This window comes from Streptomyces sp. NBC_00377, from assembly GCF_036075115.1.
Lineage (GTDB): Bacteria > Actinomycetota > Actinomycetes > Streptomycetales > Streptomycetaceae > Streptomyces.
The window spans coordinates 3,816,472-3,837,894 of record NZ_CP107958.1 but is presented as its reverse complement, the minus strand read 5'-3'; the positions used below and the strand labels follow the sequence as shown (position 1 = coordinate 3,837,894).

The following is a 21,423-nucleotide window of genomic DNA, read 5'->3' as shown; positions in this document are numbered from 1 at the left end:
CGCCACGCTGAGAGAAGGAACCCCTCCGAACTGCGGAAAACGCAGGGCGGAGGGGTTTCTTCGTGTGTAGGGGGCCTTTGGCGTGGGGGAGCGGCGACGCGCTCACCCGCCGTCGCGGGAGCCTTCCGGGGGCTCCTGGGTTTCCGTGGCGGATGTCTTCGCCGCCGTTTTCACCTCCGCCTCGACGTCGTTACGCGGTCTGTTCTCGTCCTTGGCGTACTCGGTCACCGTTGCCTGCACATCGCGGGCGAGGTCGCGCCAGGCACGCCAGGCGGTTTCGTAGGTGTCGGTCTGGATGTCCGACCAGGGGGTGGCCGTGGGTGCGCCGTACGCGTCCCGCAGCGCTTCGACCCTCGCGTGTGCCTCGTCGGCCGCGCGTTGCTTCTCCACGAGTTCCTCGAAGGTATGTGCCACGTGTAGGGATGCTAAGCAGGTGGCCGCGGTTCCGCGCGGCGAGCGAGGCGCGTCATGCCAGGGGGTACCCACGTGGCCCACTGGGGCAGACTGGCCGTATGTCCAGCGCGTCCAGCCGCCGTAGAACCTGCCCCGTATGCCGTCGCGACATCGCTGTCGTCGCCGGGCGGTTCGCCCGGCACGACCCGCCGGGAGCGCGGGAGACCGGGGGCCTCGTCTCCTGTCCCGGCTCACGCAGCGCCGCACAACTGGGCGCGGTACAACCCTCGTTGGACGGGTACGCGGTCCCGGAGTTCCCAGGGCAGCTGCCCCTCTTCTGACGGGGCCTCTCTTCCGGTGCGGCCCCCCCGCCTCAGTTCCCCGCCACAGCCTTGACCGCCACCGGTACCGGCGCCGAGCCGCTGATGAGCTCCAGGGTGAGCCCGGACGTCGCCGGGCTGTCCAGCAACTCGGCCAGTACGGCCGCCACGTCGTCGCGCGGGACGGGACCGCGGCCCGTACGGGCCTCCAGGCGGACCAGCCCGGTTCCGGCGTCGTCCGTCAGCGCGCCGGGGCGCAGGATCGTCCAGTCGAGGGAGTCCAGGCCCCGCACGTACGCGTCCGCCTCGCCCTTGGCGCGCTGGTAGATGTCGAAGATCTCATCGCCCTGATGGTCAGGGTCCGCGCCCATGGAGGACACGACCACGAAGCGCCGCACGCCCGCCCGGACCGCAGCGTCCGCGAACAGCACTGCCGCGCCCCGGTCCACGGTGTCCTTACGGGCCGCCGCGCTGCCCGGGCCCGCGCCCGCCGCGAACACGGCCGCGTCCGCGCCTCGAAGCTGCTCCGCGACCTCCTCGACGGACGCCGACTCCAGGTCCAGGACGACCGGTTCGGCCCCGGCCGCCCTCAGGTCGTCGCCCTGTTCGGCCGTGCGGATGATCCCCGCGACCTCGTCCCCGCGCGCGGCGAGCAGCCGCTCAAGCCGCAACGCGATCTGACCATGACCACCAGCGATGACAATGCGCATGCCTTCGACCGTACGCCCGGACTGCCGCATCCGCCGCACGGCTCCACGGGCACCCGACTAGCCCGCCACCACTCCTGCGCAAGTCGTACGCCACCTGACGCCGCTCGGCAACTCGCCTCGGGGTAACGGGCGTCCTCGTTCGATCGGGGATTCACGGTCCGAGGGTGGTGGCCGGGATCGTCGTTCGGCCTGCTGCGCTACGACAGTTCGCCGCGCCCCTGCCGCGGCAGGCCCCGGTCCGGGGCGGTCGCCGAGCCGCGGTACTCGCGGACCGCGCTCGTGCGGGCCACCACGCGGCCCTGGTGGATGACGATCCGGCTGTACGCCAATGACAGGACGCTCGCCAGCCGGTCGCCGCGGACCGCCAGCAGGTCGGCCGGGAAGCCCGCCTCCACGCGGACCTCCGGGAGGCCCAGCGCGGCCCGTGCGGACGTGCTCACGGCGTCATAGGCGTCCTCGGCGCGCAGGCCGTGGTGGGAGGCGAGCAGGTAGGCGGCCTCCAGGGGGTCGCCCCGGCCCACCGGGTTGGAGATGTCGCGCAAGGCACCGCTGCCCGCGACCACGCGCACGCCGGCCGCACGCAACAGCCGTACGGGCGCCGCGCCCCGGTGCTCGGCGGCTCCGCAGCCGCCCTGGGGGAGGCAGACCACCGTGACGCCGGCGGCGGCGAGTTGGTCGGCGGTGCGGGCGGCCGTCTCGGTGGGGAGCTGGTCGAGGCCGCCGCAGGGGCTGAGGGTGACGCCGGGGCGCAGCCCGCCGGCCATCGCGGCGAGGCGGGCGAGTCGGCCCGGGTCGGTGGCGTCCGTGTGCAGGTCGACGGGGCAGCCGTGCTCGGAAGCGACTTCCAGGACGGTCTCCACGTACCCCGTCGGATCGGGGTCCAGGTCCGGGCAGCCGCCCACCACCGAGGCGCCCATCTTCACCGCGTCCCGCAGCATCGCGAGCCCGTCCGCCCCGGCCGCCCCCGTCAGGACCCGGGGCATCGCCACCGTCGTCAGCTCGGCCAGTCCGCGCAGCGAACGCCCGGCCCGCAGCACGGCGGTCAGCGGGCCGAGGCCCTGGACGTCGCCCACGCGTACGTGCGCGCGCATCGCCGTCGCGCCGTGACCCAGGTGGAGCAGCGCGGCCTCCGTGGCCCGGCGCTGGACGTCCTCGGGGGCGTACGGGACGGGGCCGTCGGCGTCGGCCGTGAGCGCGGTGTCGGGATGCGCGTGCGGCTCGGCGGGGGCGGGCAGCAGGAGGTAGCCGCCGAGGTCCACGCGCGTGCCGCCTCGGACGGGGCCGGCCGTCAGACTGCCGGCCGTGCCGACGGCCTCGATGCGCCCGCGGCCCAGCCGTACGTCCACGGTCCGGCCGTCCGTCAGGCGCGCCCCGCACAGCAGCAGGGCGGCCGGGTCCGGGGGACCTCCCGACGAGCCCGGCAAGGACGACGGAGAGGGCGGCTGCGGCTGGCTGTCGGGCATCGCACTCCAGGGGTCGGCTCGGGACTGCGCGGGAAGGCGGGGGGAGTGGTGGGGACGGCGGGGAGGGGGGCGGGGTGACGCTGGTCACGCGGGCTGGGGGTCCGGGCTGCATGGGCTGCGGGGCCGGGCTGTGCGGGCTGGGAGTACGGCTGCGCGGGTTGCGCGGGGTCGTGGGGGACGCAAGATCACGCAGAGTGGATCGAGCCTAGGACGGGGTCCCGGCGGGAGCGGGGAGGAGCGCAATAGTCGTACCGGTGTGGTCGGGCGTGCGCGGGGGCCCGGGAGACCGCTGGAACCCTGGGGAAACGGCCCTCCGGGCGGTCCCGCGGGGCCTCGCGAAACGGATTTGGGTGAACGGCTGCGGACCGTGTAATGTCTTCATCGCTCGCCCCAATAGCTCAGTCGGTAGAGCGTCTCCATGGTAAGGAGAAGGTCTACGGTTCGATTCCGTATTGGGGCTCTGGTGGGTGAGGTTCCCGTCGTGAGGCGGGACCTGATCCCATCAAAGCGGTGTAGCTCAGTCGGTAGAGCAAGCGGCTCATAATCGCTGTGTCACCGGTTCAAGTCCGGTCACCGCTACTGACGGTAGCCGATTGTGGGGTCGGTCCTTCGATCGGCTACTCTTCTATGCGTTAATCGTCCCATCCGTTCGTCAAGGAGCACTCCTGTGGCTGCCACCGACGTCCGCCCGAAGATCACGCTGGCCTGCGTGGAGTGCAAGGAGCGGAACTACATCACCAAGAAGAACCGGCGTAACAACCCGGACCGACTGGAGATGAAGAAGCACTGCCCGCGTTGCAACGCGCACACCGCGCACCGCGAAACGCGATAGATCAGGCTCGTATGCGAGGCCGTCCCCGAGTGATCGGGGGCGGCCTCGTGTCGTTGAGCGACCCGTACCGGTCGGTAGAGCGACGCTGACCGGTACGCAGCAGAGCAACAGAGCAGCAGAGCAACCAGGAGGTGCCGAGGCCATGGCGCTCGACCAGTCCTTCGTCGGGCGGACCTATCCGCCCACCGACCCCTATGAGGTCGGTCGGGAGAAGATCCGCGAGTTCGCCGAGGCCGTGGGCGACGCCAACCCGGCGTACACCGACCAGGAGGCGGCCAAGGCGCTCGGCTATGCCGATGTGATCGCGCCGCCGACCTTCGTGTTCTCCATCACCTTCAAGGCGGCGGGGCAGGTCGTCCAGGACCCTCAGCTGGGCCTCGACTACAGCCGTGTGGTGCACGGTGACCAGAAGTTCGCCTACCGGCGCCCGGTGCGCGCCGGTGACCGGCTCACGGTCACCTCGACCATCGAGGCGGTCAAGTCCATGGCCGGCAACGACATCCTGGACATCCGGGGTGAGGTCCACGACGAGAGCGGCGAGCATGTCGTGACCGCCTGGACCAAGCTCGTCGCCCGCGCGGCCGAGCCGACGGAATCCGTGGTCGCCACGGACGGGAAGGCGTGAGGAACCGATGACGGCGAAGATCGCTTACGACGACGTCGAGGTCGGCACCGAACTGCCGGCCCGGTCCTTTCCCGTGAACCGCGCCACACTCGTGCAGTACGCGGGCGCATCCGGGGACTTCAACCCCATCCACTGGAACGAGAAGTTCGCCAAGGAGGTGGGCCTGCCGGACGTCATCGCGCACGGCATGTTCACCATGGCCGAGGCGGTCCGCGTCGTCACCGACTGGACCGGCGACCCGGGCGCGGTGGTCGACTACGGGGTCCGCTTCACCAAGCCCGTCGTCGTCCCGAACGACGAGCAGGGTGCCGTGATCGAGGTCACCGGCAAGGTGGGCGCCAAGCTCGACGACAACACCGTGCGGGTCGACCTGACCGTGACCAGCGGCGGCCTGAAGGTGCTCGGGATGTCCCGGGCGGTCGTACGGCTGGCCTGAGCACCGACGGCCGGTCATGGCGATAGCGGCAGACGTAAGGGGCGCCCTCCAGGAGGAGGCGCCCCTTACATATGAGCGGACCCTTGACTTGGTTAGTGATTGAGTACTAACTTACCCGCATGGTCAGGATGAGCGCAGACGAGCGGCGCGAGAGCGTCGTCCGCGCGGCGATGAGCGAGTTCGCCCGGGGTGGCTACCACGGCACGTCCACCGAGGTGATCGCCAGGCGCGTGGGTGTCTCGCAGCCGTACCTCTTCCGGCTCTTTCCCAGTAAGAAGGCGATCTTCCTCGCGGCTTCCGAGCGCTGCATGAACGACACCACGCGTACGTTCGCGGAGGCGTCCGTGGGGCTGGAGGGTGAAGAGGCCCTGCATGCCATGGCCAACGCTTACACCAAGGTCATCGCGGAGCAGCCCGAGCTGCTGATGATGCAGATGCAGACGTACGTCGCGGTGGCCGCCGCGGAGGCGGAGGGTGACGAGGGGTTCGGCGAGTCCGTGCGGGCCGGGTGGATGCGGCTCTGGGACGTCGTCCATCTGCCCCTCGGCGCCGACGTGGACGACACGACGACCTTCATGGCGTACGGGATGCTCGTCAACTGTCTGGTGTCCATGGGGTTTCCACCCGGACACCGGGTCTGGGAAGGGCTGTATCCGTCGGCCCGGACCAAGGGCCGGCTGGAGAAGTAGTGAGGGCGGGGTGCGAGCCCCGCCGCATCCGGTGAGCGCAGGAGCGCCGCTTTCTGGGCGTGAAAGTTAGTCATCGATTACTAATCGGAGTTCGATCACCCGCTGGGGGAAGCGATGTCAGAACAGACCGCACGTCGCGGGGGAGCCGTCTGGGCCCTCGTCATCACCAGCGTCGCCGGGTTCATGGCGGCACTCGACAACCTCGTCGTCACCACCGCCCTGCCGTCCATCCGCAAGGATCTCGGCGGTGGGCTGGGCGACCTCGAGTGGACCGTGAGCGCCTATACGCTCACCTTCGCCGTGCTGCTCATGTTCGGCGCCGCGCTCGGTGACCGGTTCGGCCGTCGGCGGCTGTTCCTCGCCGGGCTCACCGTCTTCACCGCCGCCTCCGCAGCAGCGGCCATGGCGCCCGGCATCGACTCCCTGATCGCCGCCCGCGCGGTCCAGGGCGTCGGCGCGGCCGTCATGATGCCGCTGACGCTCACCCTGCTCACCGCCGCCGTGCCGGCCGCGAAACGTGGGATGGCCTACGGCATCTGGGGCGCGGTCAACGGACTCGCGGTCGCCTCTGGGCCGCTCATCGGCGGCAGCCTCACCGAACACGTGTCCTGGCACTGGATCTTCTGGCTGAACGTTCCGCTGGGCCTCGCCCTGCTGCCGCTCGCCCGGCTGCGCCTCGCCGAGTCGTACGGCGCCGGCGCCCCGCTCGACATCCCCGGCACCCTGCTCGCCAGCGGCGGCCTCTTCGGGCTCGTCTACGGCCTGGTGCGCGGACCGGCCGACGGCTGGACCAGCCCGCTCGTGCTGACCGGTCTGGTCGCGGGCGGCGCGCTGCTCGTCGGGTTCGTCCTGCACGGGCTGCGGGCCAAGAACCCGATGCTCCCGATGCGCCTCTTCCGTTCCCGCGCCTTCGCCGGGATCAACGCGGCCAGTCTGCTGATGTTCCTCGGGATGTTCGGCTCGATCTTCCTGCTGAGCCAGTACATGCAGGGCGTTCTCGGCTACTCGCCCACCGAGGCCGGCCTCCGGATGCTGCCCTGGACCGGTATGCCGATGCTCGTCGCGCCGATCGCCGGCATCGTCTCCGACCGCATCGGCGGCCGGCCGGTCGTCGCCACGGGTCTCTTTCTCCAGGCCGTCGGACTGGGGTGGATGGCCGCCGTCGCGACCGTCGACGCCTCCTACGCCGTCCAGCTGCCCGGGCTGATCGTCAGCGGCATCGGCATGGCGCTGTTCTTCGCCCCGGCCTCCAGCCTGGTGATGTCCAGCGTCCGGGCCCACGAGCAGGGGATCGCCTCCGGCGCGAACAACGCGCTGCGGGAGGTCGGTGGCGCCCTCGGTATCGCGGTCATGGCGTCGATCTTCTCGGCGCAGGGCGGGTACGAGTCCGGGCAGGCGTTCGTCGACGGATTGCGGCCGGCGCTGATCACCGGCTCGGCCGTGGTGGCCCTCGCCGGGTTCGCCGCCCTGCTGATACCGGCCGGACGGCGAGCGGTCCAGGCCGGGGCAGAGGGGGAGAGCGAAGAGGAGTCCCTGCGCGAAGAAGAGTCCCGGAGCGCAGAGGGGTCGCGGGCGGCGGGCGCCCTGGAGAGCATCTCCCGCTGAGACCACGGCACCGAAGACACCACGCACGCGCGCGTACGGCCCCGTCCACCTCGGCGGGGCCGTACGCGCGCGTGCGTGGACGCTCGGCGGTCGCGCGGCGAGCGGGCCGACGGCGGTCCGGCCGGCGGGGCCGGGGAGGCCGGGACGGCGGTCCGGCTCTCGGGGCCGGGAAGGACAGCGTGACAGTCGGTTGTCGGGGCCGGGGGAGAGCGGCGCTGTCGGTGGTGTCTCGTAGGCTGGGGCGCGTGCAGGAACTCCAGGACGCCCCGCTCGCCCCGCTGACCACCTTCCGGCTGGGCGGTCCCGCCACCAGGCTGGTGACCGCGACGACCGACGCCGAGGTGATCGCCGCCGTGCGCGAGGCCGACGCCGACGGCACGCCGCTGCTGATCGTGGGCGGTGGCTCGAACCTTGTCATCGGCGACAAGGGCTTCGAGGGCACCGCCCTGCGCATCGCCACGCGCGGCTGCGAACTCCTCGGGACGAAGCTGGAGCTGGCCGCGGGCGAGGTCTGGAGCGACGCCGTCGCCCGCACCGTGGCGGCCGGGCTGGCCGGCGTCGAGTGTCTGGCCGGCATCCCCGGCTCGGCGGGCGCGACTCCGATCCAGAACGTCGGGGCGTACGGTCAGGAGGTCGCCACGACGATCACCGAGGTGATCGCCTACGACCGCCGGGCGGGTGAGACCGTCACGCTCACCAATGAGGAGTGCGCCTTCTCCTACCGTCACAGCCGCTTCAAGGCCGACCCCGAGCGGTATGTCGTCCTGCGCGTCCGGTTCGACCTCGAGGACGCCGACGGGCTGTCGACGCCCCTGAAGTACGCCGAGACGGCACGCGCGCTGGGCGTCGAGCCCGGGGACCGGGTGCCGCTCGAAGCGGCCCGCGAGACCGTGCTGAAGCTGCGCGCCGGTAAGGGCATGGTCCTGGACCCCGCGGACCACGACACCTGGTCGGCCGGTTCCTTCTTCACCAACCCGATCCTCACCGACGCCGACTTCGCCCTGTTCCACGCACGCGTGAAGGAGCGCCTGGGCGACGGCGTGGAGCCGCCCGCCTACCCGGCGGGAGCGGGTCGCACCAAGACCTCCGCGGCCTGGCTGATCGACAGGGCGGGCTTCACCAAGGGGTACGGCGGCGGGCCCGCCCGGATCTCCACCAAGCACACCCTCGCCCTCACCAACCGCGGCGCGGCCACCACGGAGGACCTGCTGGCGCTGGCCCGCGAGGTCGTGGCCGGGGTGCGCGAGGCCTTCGGGGTCACGCTGGTCAACGAGCCGGTGATGGTGGGCGTCGGGCTGTGAGCCCTGAGCGGTCCCGGGGGCCGCACGGCGCACCGTCGACGACGAACGCCCCCGGCATCCTCGGTTCCCGACGGCCGGCGGGCGGCCTCGGTGGGCCACCCCTGCCCCCTGCTCGACCGTCCCCGCGTCGACCACCGTCGGCGGCACCGAGTGGGGTCCGCGCACGCCTGGCGCGCGCCCTCCGGGCGGGCATAGCCGGCTGAGCGGTCAGGAAGCCAGCCAGTCGTCCACGCCCGCCAGCAGCTTCGCCCTGACCCCCTCCGGTGCTGCCGAGCCCCGTACCGACTGCCGGGCCAGTTCCGCCAACTCCTGGTCGGTGAAGGCATGGTGCCGGCGGGCGATGTCGTACTGGGCCGCCAGTCGCGAGCCGAACAGCAGCGGGTCGTCGGCGCCCAGCGCCATCGGCACCCCCGCCTCGAAGAGCGTCCGCAGCGGAACGTCCTCCGGCTTCTCGTACACCCCCAGCGCCACGTTCGACGCGGGGCACACCTCGCAGGTCACGCCCCGGTCGGCGAGCCTCTTCAGCAGCCGGGGGTCCTCGGCCGCGCGTACGCCGTGGCCCAGCCGGGTCGCGGCCAGGTCGTCCAGGCAGTCGCGGACGGACGACGGGCCGGTCAGCTCACCGCCGTGCGGGGCGGACAGCAGCCCGCCCTCCCGGGCGATCGCGAACGCCCGGTCGAAGTCCCTCGCCATGCCCCGGCGTTCGTCGTTCGACAGCCCGAAACCGACCACTCCGCGGTCCGCGTACCGCACGGCCAGCCGGGCCAGGGTGCGGGCGTCCAGCGGGTGCTTCATCCGGTTCGCCGCGACCACTACCCGCATGCCGAGCCCGGTGTCGCGCGACGCCGTCTCCACCGCGTCGAGGATGATCTCCAGCGCCGGGATGAGCCCGCCCAGCCGGGGTGCGTACGACGTCGGGTCCACCTGGATCTCCAGCCAGCCCGAACCGTCCCTCAGGTCCTCCTCGGCGGCCTCGCGCACCAGCCGCTGGATGTCCTCCGGCTCCCGCACACACGACCGGGCCGCGTCGTACAGGCGCTGGAAGCGGAACCAGCCCCGTTCGTCCGTGGCCCGCAGTCTCGGCGGCTCCCCGCTGGTCAGCGCCTCGGTCAGCGCCTCCGGCAGGTGCACGCCGTACTTGTCGGCCAGCTCCAGCACGGTGGTGGCCCGCATCGACCCGGTGAAGTGCAGGTGCAGATGGGCCTTCGGCAGCTCAGAGACATCACGTACACGCTCCATCCAAGGATCCTGCCGTACCTTGCGGTCGTCCCGGTACCGCTTTCCCCGATCGTGGTCTTGCTCGCACAAAGCAACGGGCCGCCTCCCGAAGGAGACGGCCCGCCGACCACTCGTGCGAGGGGTCAGTCCCTGGCCTCCGCCAGCAGCTTCTGGATGCGGCTCACGCCCTCGACGAGGTCCTCGTCACCCAGCGCGTACGACAGACGCAGGTAGCCCGGGGTGCCGAAGGCCTCGCCCGGGACGACCGCGACCTCGGACTCCTCCAGGATGAGCGCGGCCAGCTCGACCGAGTCCTGCGGACGCCTGCCGCGGATCTCCTTGCCGAGCAGCCCCTTCACCGAGGGGTACGCGTAGAACGCGCCCTCGGGCTCCGGGCAGAACACGCCGTCGATCTCGTTGAGCATCCGCACCATGGTCCTGCGGCGGCGGTCGAACGCCTCACGCATCTTCTCGACGGCCGACAGGTCACCGGAGACGGCGGCCAGCGCGGCGACCTGCGCCACGTTGGAGACGTTGGAAGTGGCGTGCGACTGGAGGTTCGTCGCGGCCTTGACGACGTCCTTGGGGCCGATGATCCAGCCCACCCGCCAGCCGGTCATCGCGTACGTCTTGGCGACGCCGTTGACGACCACGCACTTGTCGCGCAGCTCGGGCAGGATCCCCGGCAGCGAGGTGAACTCCGCGCCGCCGTAGACGAGGTGCTCGTAGATCTCGTCCGTCATCACCCACAGGCCGTGCTCGACGGCCCAGCGGCCGATCGCCTCGGCGTCCTCGGCGCTGTAGACCGCGCCCGTCGGGTTGGACGGGGAGACGAAGAGCACGACCTTCGTGTTCTCCGTGCGGGCCGCCTCCAGCTGCTCGACCGAGACCCGGTAACCCGTCGTCTCGTCGGCCACGACCTCCACCGGGACACCGCCGGCCAGCCGGATCGACTCCGGGTACGTCGTCCAGTAGGGCGCCGGGACGATGACCTCGTCGCCCGGGTCGAGGATCGCGGCGAAGGCGTTGTAGATGGCCTGCTTGCCGCCGTTGGTGACCAGGATCTGCGAGGGGTCCACCTCGTAACCCGAATCACGCAGCGTCTTCTCGGCGATCGCGGCCTTCAGCTCGGGGAGACCACCGGCCGGTGTGTAGCGGTGGTACTTCGGGTTCTTGCAGGCCTCGACGGCCGCCTCGACGACGTAGTCCGGGGTCGGGAAGTCGGGCTCGCCGGCGCCGAAGCCGATCACCGGACGCCCGGCGGCCTTCAGGGCCTTTGCCTTGGCGTCCACGGCAAGGGTCGCGGACTCGGAGATCGCGCCGACGCGGGCGGAGACCCGGCGCTCGGTGGGAGGGGTTGCAGCGCTCATGGGCCCATGGTTTCAGACCGGAAACCCGCCCGGCACACGGGTTTCACGGACTGGTCAGCCGACTGAACATCAGAGTGATTCCGATCAAGGACGCTTTCCGTTCGACGAGGCGCTCCAGACCACGTACACTCACACGTCGTTGGCCTCCAACAGCCGTGCCACATCGGGTGCACACCGAGCACTCGGTCGGATGCGGTACGTTGGGGAACACACAAAGGGTCGTAGCTCAATTGGTAGAGCACTGGTCTCCAAAACCAGCGGTTGGGGGTTCAAGTCCCTCCGGCCCTGCTACACACTCCGTCACCAGGATGTGTGCGCAGCGCATGTACGTCCAGCAATGCATCGCCGTGCGGCTCAGACCGGGCGCGGCACGGCCACGACCCGGGAACAGGTGAGGACGAATGGCGGATGCCGTGGGCTCCATCGACACGCCTGATGCCCAGGACGAGGTGCCTGAGGCGCAGAAGAAGACCCGCAAGGGCGGCAAGCGCGCCAAGAAGGGCCCGCTGAAGCGTCTCGCGCTCTTCTATCGCCAGATCGTCGCGGAGCTCCGCAAGGTCGTATGGCCCACGCGGAGTCAGCTGACGACGTACACGACCGTGGTGATTGTCTTCGTCGTCATCATGATCGGCCTGGTGACCGTGATTGACTATGGACTCAGCCACGCCGCCAAGTACGTCTTTGGCTGAGCCTAGAGCGAAGGGCGCCGAGGTATCCGGCGCCCCTTTCGCATGTTCCACCCCTATGTATCCAGGAAGAAGCAGCCACCGTGTCTGACCAGAACCTGAACGACGCCATCGAGCCGGACGAGTCCGTGGACGACGAGCTCGACATCGTCGAGGGCGCTGACGAGGTGGACGAGTTCGAGGCTGCCGAGGCCGAAGCGGGTGAACCCGCGGAGGAAGCCGCACTCCACGTCGAGGACGAGGACGTCAACGCCGACGAGGACGAGGAAGCCGACGAGGACGTCGAGTCCGAGGACGTCGTCGACGAGGCCGAGGAAGAGCCGGCCGAGCCCGTCGACCCCGTTGTCGCCCTGCGCGAGGAGCTGCGCACCCTCCCCGGCGAGTGGTACGTCATCCACACCTACGCCGGCTACGAGAACCGCGTGAAGACCAACCTGGAGCAGCGCGCCGTCTCGCTGAACGTCGAGGACTACATCTTCCAGGCCGAGGTGCCGCAGGAAGAGGTCGTCCAGATCAAGAACGGCGACCGCAAGACCATCCGTCAGAACAAGCTCCCCGGCTACGTGCTGGTGCGCATGGACCTGACGAACGAGTCCTGGGGCGTCGTCCGCAACACCCCCGGTGTCACCGGCTTCGTGGGCAACGCGTACGACCCGTACCCGCTGACGCTGGACGAGATCGTCAAGATGCTCGCTCCGGAGGCCGAGGAGAAGGCCGCGCGTGAGGCCGCCGAGGCCGAGGGCAAGCCGGCTCCGGCCCGCAAGGTCGAGGTCCAGGTGCTGGACTTCGAAGTGGGCGACTCGGTCACCGTCACCGACGGCCCGTTCGCCACGCTCCAGGCCACGATCAACGAGATCAACGCCGACTCGAAGAAGGTCAAGGGCCTCGTCGAGATCTTCGGCCGCGAGACCCCGGTCGAGCTGAGCTTCGACCAGATCCAGAAGAACTAGCTTCGGCTTCCTCTGGAGCACAAGCCTCCGATCAGGTCAGACAGGCTTCCACAGGCTGTCTGACCTGCTCGGTTTTTGGCCGCGCAAGGATACCCGTTATCGTTGTGCGGTATGCCTCCATCCGGATCATCCGGACCGGACGGCTCAAAACTCTCACTAGGACCCGGAGAGAGCAATGCCTCCCAAGAAGAAGAAGGTCACGGGGCTCATCAAGCTCCAGATCAACGCCGGTGCGGCCAACCCCGCGCCGCCGGTCGGCCCCGCGCTCGGCCAGCACGGCGTCAACATCATGGAGTTCTGCAAGGCCTACAACGCCGCGACCGAGTCGCAGCGTGGCTGGGTGATCCCGGTGGAGATCACGGTCTACGAGGACCGCTCCTTCACCTTCATCACCAAGACGCCGCCGGCCGCGAAGATGATCCTCAAGGCCGCTGGTGTCGAGAAGGGCTCGGGCGAGCCGCACAAGACCAAGGTCGCCAAGATCACCGAGGCGCAGGTCCGTGAGATCGCCACGACCAAGCTCCCCGACCTGAACGCCAACGACCTCGACGCCGCGTCGAAGATCATCGCTGGCACCGCCCGCTCCATGGGCATCACGGTCGAGGGCTGATCCCCAGCCCCGTAGCACCTTCGTAGCACCGTGGCAGGGCCTGCTCGGCCCGTACCACGACTCCTCAGAACACATCAGGAGCAGTAGTGAGCAAGCGCAGCAAGTCCCTCCGCGCTGCGGACGCCAAGGTCGACCGGGAGAAGCTCTACGCCCCGCTCGAGGCCGTCCGTCTCGCCAAGGAAACCTCCACCAGCAAGTACGACGGCACCGTCGAGGTCGCCTTCCGCCTGGGTGTCGACCCGCGCAAGGCCGACCAGATGGTCCGTGGCACCGTGAACCTGCCGCACGGCACCGGCAAGACCGCCCGGGTCCTGGTCTTCGCGACCGGTGACCGTGCTGCGGCCGCGGAGGCCGCGGGCGCCGACATCGTCGGCTCCGACGAACTGATCGACGAGGTCGCGAAGGGCCGTCTGGACTTCGACGCCGTCGTCGCCACCCCGGACCTCATGGGCAAGGTCGGCCGCCTCGGCCGCGTGCTCGGTCCGCGTGGTCTGATGCCGAACCCGAAGACCGGCACCGTCACCCCCGACGTGGCCAAGGCCGTCACGGAGATCAAGGGCGGCAAGATCGAGTTCCGCGTCGACAAGCACTCGAACCTGCACTTCATCATCGGCAAGGTGTCCTTCGACGACACCAAGCTGGTGGAGAACTACGGCGCGGCCCTGGAGGAGATCCTCCGTCTGAAGCCGTCCGCCGCCAAGGGTCGGTACATCAAGAAGGCCGCGATCAGCACCACGATCGGCCCCGGCATTCCGGTCGACTCGAACCGCACCCGCAACCTCCTCGTCGAGGAGGACCCGGCCGCGGTCTGAGCCCCACAGCTCACCCTCAGTCGGTGACGAGCCCCGCAACCTTTCGAGGTGCGGGGCTCGTCCCTTTTGCCGTACGCCTTTTTCCTCGTACGACTGTCAGTGCCGTGCGTTAGCGTTCAGTGACAGGAATCCATGGGGGTGGGACGAATGAAGCGCACGACCCTGCGCCGGGCGGGCCTCTCGGTCGCCGCGGTGACCTTACTGACAGGGCTGACGGCCTGCGGCGGTTCCGGCGGTTCGGAGGGTTCCGACGGTTCCGGCGGCTTCGGCAGGGGCGGGGACGACGGGAGCGCGCGGCTCAGCCCCGTCGCCGCCCTGCGTACCGCCGAGAAGTCCACCGACGGCGCCGACTCCGCGAAGGTGGAGTCCGCCACGACCATGGGTTCGGTGATGTCGATGACCGCCGACGGCGCTCTCGGCTGGGGGGACGGCCTCACCGGCACCCTCACCATCACGTACACCGGCGGCACCATGGCCGACACGATGCGTCAGATGGGCACCCCGTCGATGGAGGCCCGCTACCTGCCCGACGCCTACTACGCCAGGATGGGCGACACGTTCGCGCGGCAGGCCGGCGGCAGGCACTGGATCAGGTACGCGTACGACGACCTGGAGAGTCTCGGAGGCAGCTCCGGCGCGTATCTGAAGGACCAGATGCAGAACACCACCCCGAACCAGTCGGTGAAGCTGCTGCTGGCCTCCGGGGACGTGCGCGAGGTGGGTGAGGAGAAGGTGCGGGGACAGCGGGCCACGCACTACTCGGGGACGGTGGACGTGGCCGACCTCGCGCAGAAGAACTCCGGCCTCGACCGGAGCCAGCTCGACGATCTGAAGAAGACGCTGGAGCAGGCGGGCGTCACCACCGAGACCGTCGACATCTGGGTCGACGACCGCGATCTGCTGGTCAAGAAGGTCGAGAAGGGCCAGACCACGGCGGGCGCCTACACCCAGACCGCGTACTACACCGACTACGGCACCGAGGTCTCCGCCGAGGTGCCGCCGGCGAGCGACACCGCGGACTTCTCGCAGCTGGTGAAGCAGCAGGGGGCGAGTGCCGGCTCGTAAATCACGGGACCTCTCCCCGTCCTCCGGGGTAGCTTCACGGTCTTGCTGTGCATCGACCGTGCGTTCTCTGTGCGGGGTTCTGGGGGAAGTCGGATGAGGTATTACGTGGGTGTGCTCGGGCTGTCCGGGCTGCTCGTCGCCGGTTGTGCGGCCGGGGGAGGCGTGGAGCGCGGCGGTGACGCTGCCGCCGCGGCGGCCGTCGCCCGGGCCGCGGAGAAGGCTGAGCAGACCGTGTCCCTGCGCTACCGCATGACCGGCCGCACCCCGGAGGAGGGCCGTGTCGAGGCCGAGGCCGCCATCGGCACCGAGCCGCCGGCCATGAGCCTGAAGTCCACCGTGCTCAGCGGGCCCGGCCGGGGCACGGGCGAGTACCGGCTGGTCGGCGGGGTGCTCTACCTGGGCAGCGACGAGGCGGGGCAGGACGGCAAGCACTGGGTCACGTTCGGGGCGCCGGGGGCCCGTCCCGGCGGCCTCAAGGTCGACACCGGCTTGGCGGCCGACAAGGTCCGCGACAACCCGTCCCACGAGAGCGGCTACCTCGGCGCGGCCGAGGACCTGAGGAAGGTGGGCTCCGAGACCGTCGACGGCGTCCGCACCACCCACTACACGGGCACCGTCACCCTCGACGGCGTCCGCGCCTCCTACAAGGGCGACGACAAGAGCGTCCGGCAGCGGACCGAGAAGAGTCTCGCCCAGTACGAGAAGATGGGGGTCGACGAACTCACCATCGACCTGTGGACCGACGCCGAGGACCGTACGCGGCGGCTGCGCACCCAGGGCCTCGGACGGCACGGCGAGCTCGACCTCACCATCACGTTCCTCGACTTCGGCAAGCCCGTGACCGTGAAGGCGCCACCCGCCTCGGACACCCTGGACCTGGCCGAGGAGCGGAAGAAGGACCGGGGCTGAAGCCCGCGGCCGCGAGCCCCGCGCGGGCTCACGGGCATCCCCGTACGGGCGGATTTGCTTGACGGTGACCCGTTCCCGTACGCTCCTACAGAAGCCAAAGACCGCTGGTCGTTGCCGTGCTCTCGTTCGAGGGGGCGGTGGCCGAAGGATCCGCTGCAATGCGGACGACCCGCGCAGGTGTCAGTGGATACGCTCCCGGACTGGACTCCTCCCACGGATTTCGTTCGGTCGAGCTACGCCCCGTGCGCCTGCGCCGGGGCGTTTCGTTGTCCCAGCCCCTTCTGAGCGGTCCTCATCACCCGGAAGGAGGCCGACGCTCTATGGCAAGGCCCGACAAGGCTGCCGCGGTGGCCGAGCTGACGGACGCGTTCCGCAGCTCGAACGCTGCCGTGCTGACCGAGTACCGGGGTCTCACCGTGGCGCAGCTCAAGACGCTGCGTCGTTCGCTCGGTGAGAACGCCCAGTACGCCGTGGTGAAGAACACGCTGACCAAGATTGCGGCCAACGAGGCCGGGATCACGACGCTCGACGACCTGTTCAACGGTCCGACGGCGGTCGCCTTCATCACCGGTGACCCGGTGGAGTCGGCGAAGGGTCTTCGTGACTTCGCCAAGGACAACCCGAACCTCGTCATCAAGGGCGGTGTCCTTGACGGCAAGGCGCTGTCCGCCGACGAGATCAAGAAGCTTGCGGACCTCGAGTCCCGCGAGGTTCTGCTCTCCAAGCTGGCGGGTGCCTTCAAGGGCAAGCAGTCCCAGGCTGCGCAGCTCTTCCAGGCGCTTCCCTCGAAGCTCGTCCGCACCGTGGACGCTCTTCGCGCCAAGCAGGACGAGCAGGGCGGTGCCGAGTAACTCGGCTCGCACTTTGACCGCGGCCTGAGGCCTCGGTCGACGCGGGCCGAACGTACGCCCGCCGACATGTACATCCGGCACCTGCCGAATTGAATGGAAGGATCGCCCACCATGGCGACGAAGCTGTCCCAGGAAGAGCTGCTCGCGCAGTTCGAGAACCTCACCCTCATCGAGCTCTCCGAGTTCGTGAAGGCGTTCGAGGAGAAGTTCGACGTCACCGCCGCCGCCGCGGTCGCCGTTGCCGGCCCCGCCGTCCCGGGCGCCCCGGCCGACGCCGTCGAGGAGCAGGACGAGTTCGACGTCGTCCTCACCGGCGCGGGCGAGAAGAAGATCCAGGTCATCAAGGTCGTGCGCGAGCTGACCTCCCTGGGTCTGAAGGAGGCCAAGGACCTCGTCGACGGCGCCCCGAAGCCCGTCCTCGAGAAGGTCGCCAAGGAGGCCGCGGAGAAGGCTGCCGAGTCCCTCAAGGCCGCCGGCGCCTCCGTCGAGGTCAAGTAACACCCTCCGGTCGGCGACGACCGGACGCGCAGGCTGAATCAGTCCCTCCGGGGCTGTAACGCTCACGCACCGAGGAGCGATCATCCATCTGGGTGGTCGCTCTTCGGCGTTCCTGGGAGCGCGGCCACGGTTGCCTTGTACCCCCTTGACCGGGGGGTATGGTGATCTTCATCGTGTCCTCGAGCGCCGTTCGCCGCGCAGGGGGGCCTTGACGAACCGCACGCAGCGCGCAATTCTCAGGACGCGTCGTCACAACGATCCGTATCCGAGGCATGGATCGACGGCGAAGAGGGCAGTATCAGGGTGCGTTGACGGCTAGCAGACGAGGGCGTTGAGAACTACGAGGGTCTCGAGTAACACGCATTGGACATCGGTGTGCCAAGTGGCTACACTGTCCCTTTGCGCTGCCTGTTAGCTGTTCCCTGCCCGTCACCAGGGGCATGCCCTCACTTGAGCCGGACGACCAGACAATCCCCAACCTGGGATTTCTGTCTCTGTGCGCAGGAGAGGGGCCGGTACGCGCGTAGTGAGTCCGAGCCCTCGGAAGGACCCCCTCTTGGCCGCCTCGCGCAACGCCTCGATCGCGAATACGAACAACGCCGCCAGCACCGCCCCGCTGCGCATCTCCTTTGCAAAGATCCGGGAGCCCCTCGAGGTTCCGAACCTTCTCGCGCTGCAAACCGAGAGCTTTGACTGGCTGCTCGGCAACGAAGCCTGGAAGGGTCGCGTCGAGGCCGCTCTGGACTCCGGTCAGGACGTCCCCACCAAGTCCGGTCTGGAGGAGATCTTCGAGGAGATCTCCCCGATCGAGGACTTCTCCGGGTCGATGTCGCTGACGTTCCGCGACCACCGTTTCGAGCCGCCGAAGAACAGCATCGACGAGTGCAAGGACCGCGACTTCACGTACGCGGCCCCGCTCTTCGTGACGGCCGAGTTCACCAACAACGAGACCGGCGAGATCAAGTCCCAGACGGTCTTCATGGGCGACTTCCCGCTCATGACCAACAAGGGCACCTTCGTCATCAACGGCACCGAGCGTGTCGTGGTGTCGCAGCTGGTCCGTTCGCCGGGTGTCTACTTCGACTCCTCCATCGACAAGACGTCCGACAAGGACATCTTCTCCGCCAAGGTCATCCCCTCCCGGGGTGCCTGGCTGGAGCTGGAGATCGACAAGCGCGACATGGTCGGTGTGCGCATCGACCGCAAGCGCAAGCAGTCCGTCACCGTCCTTCTGAAGGCTCTCGGCTGGACCACCGAGCAGATCCTCGAGGAGTTCGGCGAGTACGAGTCCATGCGCGCCACCCTGGAGAAGGACCACACCCAGGGCCAGGACGACGCGCTGCTGGACATCTACCGCAAGCTGCGTCCGGGCGAGCCGCCGACCCGTGAGGCCGCGCAGACGCTGCTCGAGAACCTCTACTTCAACCCGAAGCGCTACGACCTGGCCAAGGTCGGCCGCTACAAGGTCAACAAGAAGCTCGGCGGCGAGGCCCCGCTCAACGCGGGCGTGCTGACCGTCGAGGACGTCATCGCGACCATCAAGTACCTGGTGAAGCTGCACGCCGGGGAGACCGAGACGGTCGGCGAGTCCGGCCGCTCGATCATGGTCGAGACCGATGACATCGACCACTTCGGCAACCGTCGTATCCGCAGCGTCGGCGAGCTCATCCAGAACCAGGTCCGTACGGGTCTGGCGCGTATGGAGCGCGTCGTGCGCGAGCGCATGACGACCCAGGACGTCGAGGCGATCACGCCGCAGACCCTGATCAACATCCGGCCGGTCGTCGCCTCCATCAAGGAGTTCTTCGGCACCAGCCAGCTGTCGCAGTTCATGGACCAGAACAACCCGCTGTCGGGTCTGACGCACAAGCGTCGTCTCAACGCGCTCGGCCCGGGTGGTCTGTCCCGTGAGCGGGCCGGCTTCGAGGTCCGTGACGTGCACCCGTCCCACTACGGACGCATGTGCCCGATCGAGACGCCCGAAGGCCCGAACATCGGTCTGATCGGCTCGCTCGCCTCCTACGGCCGCGTCAACGCGTTCGGCTTCGTGGAGACGCCGTACCGCCGGGTCACCGACGGCGTCGTCACCGACGAGGTCGACTACCTGACGGCCGACGAAGAGGACCGGTTCGTCATCGCGCAGGCCAACGCCACGCTCGACGACGACCTGCGCTTCACCGAGAACCGCGTCCTGGTCCGCCGCCGTGGCGGCGAGGTCGACTACGTCCCCGGTGACGACGTGGACTACATGGACGTCTCGCCGCGCCAGATGGTGTCGGTCGCGACCGCCATGATCCCGTTCCTCGAGCACGACGACGCCAACCGTGCCCTCATGGGCGCGAACATGATGCGTCAGGCCGTGCCGCTCATCAAGAGCGAGGCCCCGCTCGTCGGCACCGGCATGGAGTACCGCTCCGCCGTCGACGCCGGCGACGTGGTCAGGGCCGAGAAGGACGGTGTGGTCCAGGAGGTCTCCGCGGACTACATCACCACGACCAACGACGACGGCACGTACATCACGTACCGCCTGGCCAAGTTCTCCCGGTCCAACCAGGGCACCTCGGTCAACCAGAAGGTCATCGTCAACGAGGGCGACCGGATCATCACCGGCCAGGTCCTCGCCGACGGCCCGGCCACCGAGAACGGCGAGATGGCCCTGGGCAAGAACCTGCTCGTGGCGTTCATGCCGTGGGAGGGTCACAACTACGAGGACGCGATCATCCTGTCGCAGCGCCTCGTGCAGGACGACGTCCTCTCCTCGATCCACATCGAGGAGCACGAGGTCGACGCCCGTGACACCAAGCTCGGCCCCGAGGAGATCACCCGGGACATCCCGAACGTCTCCGAGGAGGTCCTCGCCGACCTCGACGAGCGCGGCATCATCCGTATCGGTGCCGAGGTCGTCGCCGGTGACATCCTCGTCGGCAAGGTCACGCCCAAGGGCGAGACCGAGCTGACCCCGGAGGAGCGCCTGCTGCGCGCGATCTTCGGCGAGAAGGCCCGTGAGGTCCGTGACACCTCGCTGAAGGTGCCGCACGGCGAGATCGGCAAGGTCATCGGCGTCCGCGTCTTCGACCGTGAAGAGGGCGACGAGCTGCCGCCGGGCGTGAACCAGCTGGTTCGGGTCTACGTGGCGCAGAAGCGCAAGATCACGGACGGTGACAAGCTCGCCGGCCGTCACGGCAACAAGGGTGTCATCTCCAAGATCCTGCCCATCGAGGACATGCCGTTCCTCGAGGACGGGACCCCGGTCGACATCATCCTCAACCCGCTGGGTGTGCCGTCCCGAATGAACCCGGGACAGGTGCTGGAGATCCACCTCGGCTGGCTCGCCAGCCGCGGCTGGGACGTCTCCGGTCTCGGCGAGGACTGGGCTCAGCGTCTCCAGGTCATCGGCGCCGACCAGGTCGCCCCGGGTACCAACGTGGCCACCCCGGTCTTCGACGGTGCACGTGAGGACGAGCTCGCGGGCCTGCTGAACCACACCATCCCGAACCGCGACGGCGAGCGCATGGTGCTCCCGACCGGTAAGGCGCGGATGTTCGACGGCCGTAGCGGTGAGCCGTTCCCGGACCCGATCTCGGTCGGCTACATGTACATCCTGAAGCTGCACCACCTGGTCGACGACAAGCTCCACGCCCGTTCGACCGGTCCGTACTCGATGATCACCCAGCAGCCGCTGGGTGGTAAGGCGCAGTTCGGCGGTCAGCGGTTCGGCGAGATGGAGGTGTGGGCGCTGGAGGCTTATGGCGCCGCGTACGCCCTCCAGGAGCTGCTGACGATCAAGTCCGACGACGTCACCGGCCGCGTGAAGGTCTACGAGGCCATCGTCAAGGGCGAGAACATCCCCGAGCCCGGCATCCCCGAGTCCTTCAAGGTGCTCATCAAGGAGATGCAGTCTCTCTGCCTGAACGTGGAGGTGCTGTCCAGTGACGGTATGTCCATCGAGATGCGTGACACCGACGAGGATGTCTTCCGCGCTGCGGAGGAGCTCGGCATCGACCTGTCCCGGCGTGAGCCGAGCAGCGTCGAAGAGGTCTGACGGGAGTTCGGCGGGGCTCACGACGTTGAGCCCCGCCG

21 protein-coding genes and 3 tRNA genes are annotated in these 21,423 nt (G+C 69.2%); 19 read left to right on the top strand and 5 right to left on the bottom strand.

Features of this window, described 5'->3' with window-relative positions:
• Positions 1-102: 102 nt before the first annotated feature.
• Complete coding sequence (locus tag OHS71_RS17210; protein ID WP_328480257.1) at positions 103-414, bottom strand: hypothetical protein; 312 nt, start codon at positions 412-414, stop codon at positions 103-105.
• A gap of 98 nt (positions 415-512) precedes the next feature.
• Here OHS71_RS17210 and OHS71_RS17205 point away from each other — a divergent pair, with 98 nt between their 5' ends.
• Positions 513-734, top strand: a complete 222-nt coding sequence (locus OHS71_RS17205) for a hypothetical protein (protein WP_328480256.1) — start codon at positions 513-515, stop codon at positions 732-734.
• 32 nt (positions 735-766) lie between these two features.
• On the opposite strand, the gene OHS71_RS17200 is transcribed toward OHS71_RS17205, so the two are convergent.
• The gene (locus OHS71_RS17200) at positions 767-1,423 is read right to left on the bottom strand and encodes an SDR family oxidoreductase (RefSeq protein WP_328480255.1); all 657 of its coding nucleotides are present in this window, start codon (positions 1,421-1,423) and stop codon (positions 767-769) included.
• A gap of 197 nt (positions 1,424-1,620) precedes the next feature.
• Positions 1,621-2,886, bottom strand: a complete 1,266-nt coding sequence (locus OHS71_RS17195; RefSeq protein WP_328480254.1) for an amidohydrolase family protein — start codon at positions 2,884-2,886, stop codon at positions 1,621-1,623.
• A 387-nt stretch (positions 2,887-3,273) separates the two neighbouring features.
• Here OHS71_RS17195 and OHS71_RS17190 point away from each other — a divergent pair.
• From OHS71_RS17190 to OHS71_RS17155, 8 genes are all read left to right on the top strand, one after another.
• Positions 3,274-3,346 (top strand) — tRNA-Thr (locus OHS71_RS17190).
• A gap of 46 nt (positions 3,347-3,392) precedes the next feature.
• Positions 3,393-3,465: transfer RNA gene (locus tag OHS71_RS17185), tRNA-Met, on the top strand.
• An 88-nt stretch (positions 3,466-3,553) separates the two neighbouring features.
• Complete coding sequence (gene rpmG, locus OHS71_RS17180) at positions 3,554-3,718, top strand: 50S ribosomal protein L33 (RefSeq protein WP_003948671.1); 165 nt, start codon at positions 3,554-3,556, stop codon at positions 3,716-3,718.
• 142 nt (positions 3,719-3,860) lie between these two features.
• Positions 3,861-4,343, top strand: a complete 483-nt coding sequence (locus tag OHS71_RS17175) for a MaoC family dehydratase N-terminal domain-containing protein (protein WP_328480253.1) — start codon at positions 3,861-3,863, stop codon at positions 4,341-4,343.
• A gap of 7 nt (positions 4,344-4,350) precedes the next feature.
• Complete coding sequence (locus OHS71_RS17170; protein ID WP_328480252.1) at positions 4,351-4,779, top strand: MaoC family dehydratase; 429 nt, start codon at positions 4,351-4,353, stop codon at positions 4,777-4,779.
• 119 nt (positions 4,780-4,898) lie between these two features.
• On the top strand, positions 4,899-5,468 hold the full coding sequence (locus tag OHS71_RS17165; RefSeq protein ID WP_328480251.1) for a TetR/AcrR family transcriptional regulator: 570 nt from the start codon (positions 4,899-4,901) through the stop codon (positions 5,466-5,468).
• 114 nt (positions 5,469-5,582) lie between these two features.
• A complete protein-coding gene (locus OHS71_RS17160; RefSeq protein WP_328480250.1) occupies positions 5,583-7,073 on the top strand; it encodes a DHA2 family efflux MFS transporter permease subunit in 1,491 nt (496 codons plus the stop codon).
• 245 nt (positions 7,074-7,318) lie between these two features.
• The gene (locus tag OHS71_RS17155) at positions 7,319-8,374 is read left to right on the top strand and encodes a UDP-N-acetylmuramate dehydrogenase (protein WP_328480249.1); all 1,056 of its coding nucleotides are present in this window, start codon (positions 7,319-7,321) and stop codon (positions 8,372-8,374) included.
• A 207-nt stretch (positions 8,375-8,581) separates the two neighbouring features.
• Here OHS71_RS17155 and OHS71_RS17150 read toward each other — a convergent pair whose 3' ends face one another.
• The gene (locus OHS71_RS17150) at positions 8,582-9,613 is read right to left on the bottom strand and encodes an adenosine deaminase (RefSeq protein WP_328480248.1); all 1,032 of its coding nucleotides are present in this window, start codon (positions 9,611-9,613) and stop codon (positions 8,582-8,584) included.
• Positions 9,614-9,735: 122 nt separating this feature from the next.
• Positions 9,736-10,962: a pyridoxal phosphate-dependent aminotransferase gene (locus tag OHS71_RS17145; RefSeq protein ID WP_328480247.1), complete on the bottom strand. Its 1,227-nt coding sequence runs from the start codon at positions 10,960-10,962 to the stop codon at positions 9,736-9,738.
• A 215-nt stretch (positions 10,963-11,177) separates the two neighbouring features.
• Between OHS71_RS17145 and OHS71_RS17140 the strand changes: the two genes are divergently transcribed.
• From OHS71_RS17140 to rpoB, 10 genes are all read left to right on the top strand, one after another.
• Positions 11,178-11,250, top strand: a tRNA-Trp gene (locus tag OHS71_RS17140).
• Positions 11,251-11,363: 113 nt separating this feature from the next.
• Positions 11,364-11,651 carry a preprotein translocase subunit SecE gene (gene secE / locus OHS71_RS17135; RefSeq protein ID WP_062640252.1) on the top strand — a complete coding sequence of 96 codons (288 nt, stop codon included), beginning with the start codon at positions 11,364-11,366 and terminating at the stop codon, positions 11,649-11,651.
• A gap of 80 nt (positions 11,652-11,731) precedes the next feature.
• Positions 11,732-12,598, top strand: coding sequence for a transcription termination/antitermination protein NusG (gene nusG, locus OHS71_RS17130; RefSeq protein WP_328480246.1), 867 nt, complete (start codon positions 11,732-11,734; stop codon positions 12,596-12,598).
• A 175-nt stretch (positions 12,599-12,773) separates the two neighbouring features.
• Entirely contained in the window at positions 12,774-13,208 is a 435-nt protein-coding gene (gene rplK, locus OHS71_RS17125; protein WP_020132675.1) for a 50S ribosomal protein L11, read from the top strand.
• Between the two features lie 86 nt (positions 13,209-13,294).
• Positions 13,295-14,020 (top strand): 50S ribosomal protein L1, encoded by a 726-nt coding sequence (rplA, locus tag OHS71_RS17120; RefSeq protein WP_328480245.1) that lies wholly within the window; start codon positions 13,295-13,297, stop codon positions 14,018-14,020.
• 147 nt (positions 14,021-14,167) lie between these two features.
• The gene (locus tag OHS71_RS17115; protein WP_328480244.1) at positions 14,168-15,085 is read left to right on the top strand and encodes a hypothetical protein; all 918 of its coding nucleotides are present in this window, start codon (positions 14,168-14,170) and stop codon (positions 15,083-15,085) included.
• Between the two features lie 93 nt (positions 15,086-15,178).
• A complete protein-coding gene (locus OHS71_RS17110) occupies positions 15,179-15,994 on the top strand; it encodes a hypothetical protein (RefSeq protein ID WP_328480243.1) in 816 nt (271 codons plus the stop codon).
• A 320-nt stretch (positions 15,995-16,314) separates the two neighbouring features.
• Positions 16,315-16,845, top strand: a complete 531-nt coding sequence (gene rplJ / locus OHS71_RS17105) for a 50S ribosomal protein L10 (RefSeq protein WP_328480242.1) — start codon at positions 16,315-16,317, stop codon at positions 16,843-16,845.
• A gap of 111 nt (positions 16,846-16,956) precedes the next feature.
• Positions 16,957-17,343, top strand: a complete 387-nt coding sequence (rplL, locus tag OHS71_RS17100; protein ID WP_328480241.1) for a 50S ribosomal protein L7/L12 — start codon at positions 16,957-16,959, stop codon at positions 17,341-17,343.
• A gap of 556 nt (positions 17,344-17,899) precedes the next feature.
• Entirely contained in the window at positions 17,900-21,385 is a 3,486-nt protein-coding gene (gene rpoB / locus OHS71_RS17095; RefSeq protein ID WP_328480240.1) for a DNA-directed RNA polymerase subunit beta, read from the top strand.
• Positions 21,386-21,423 lie beyond the last annotated feature (38 nt).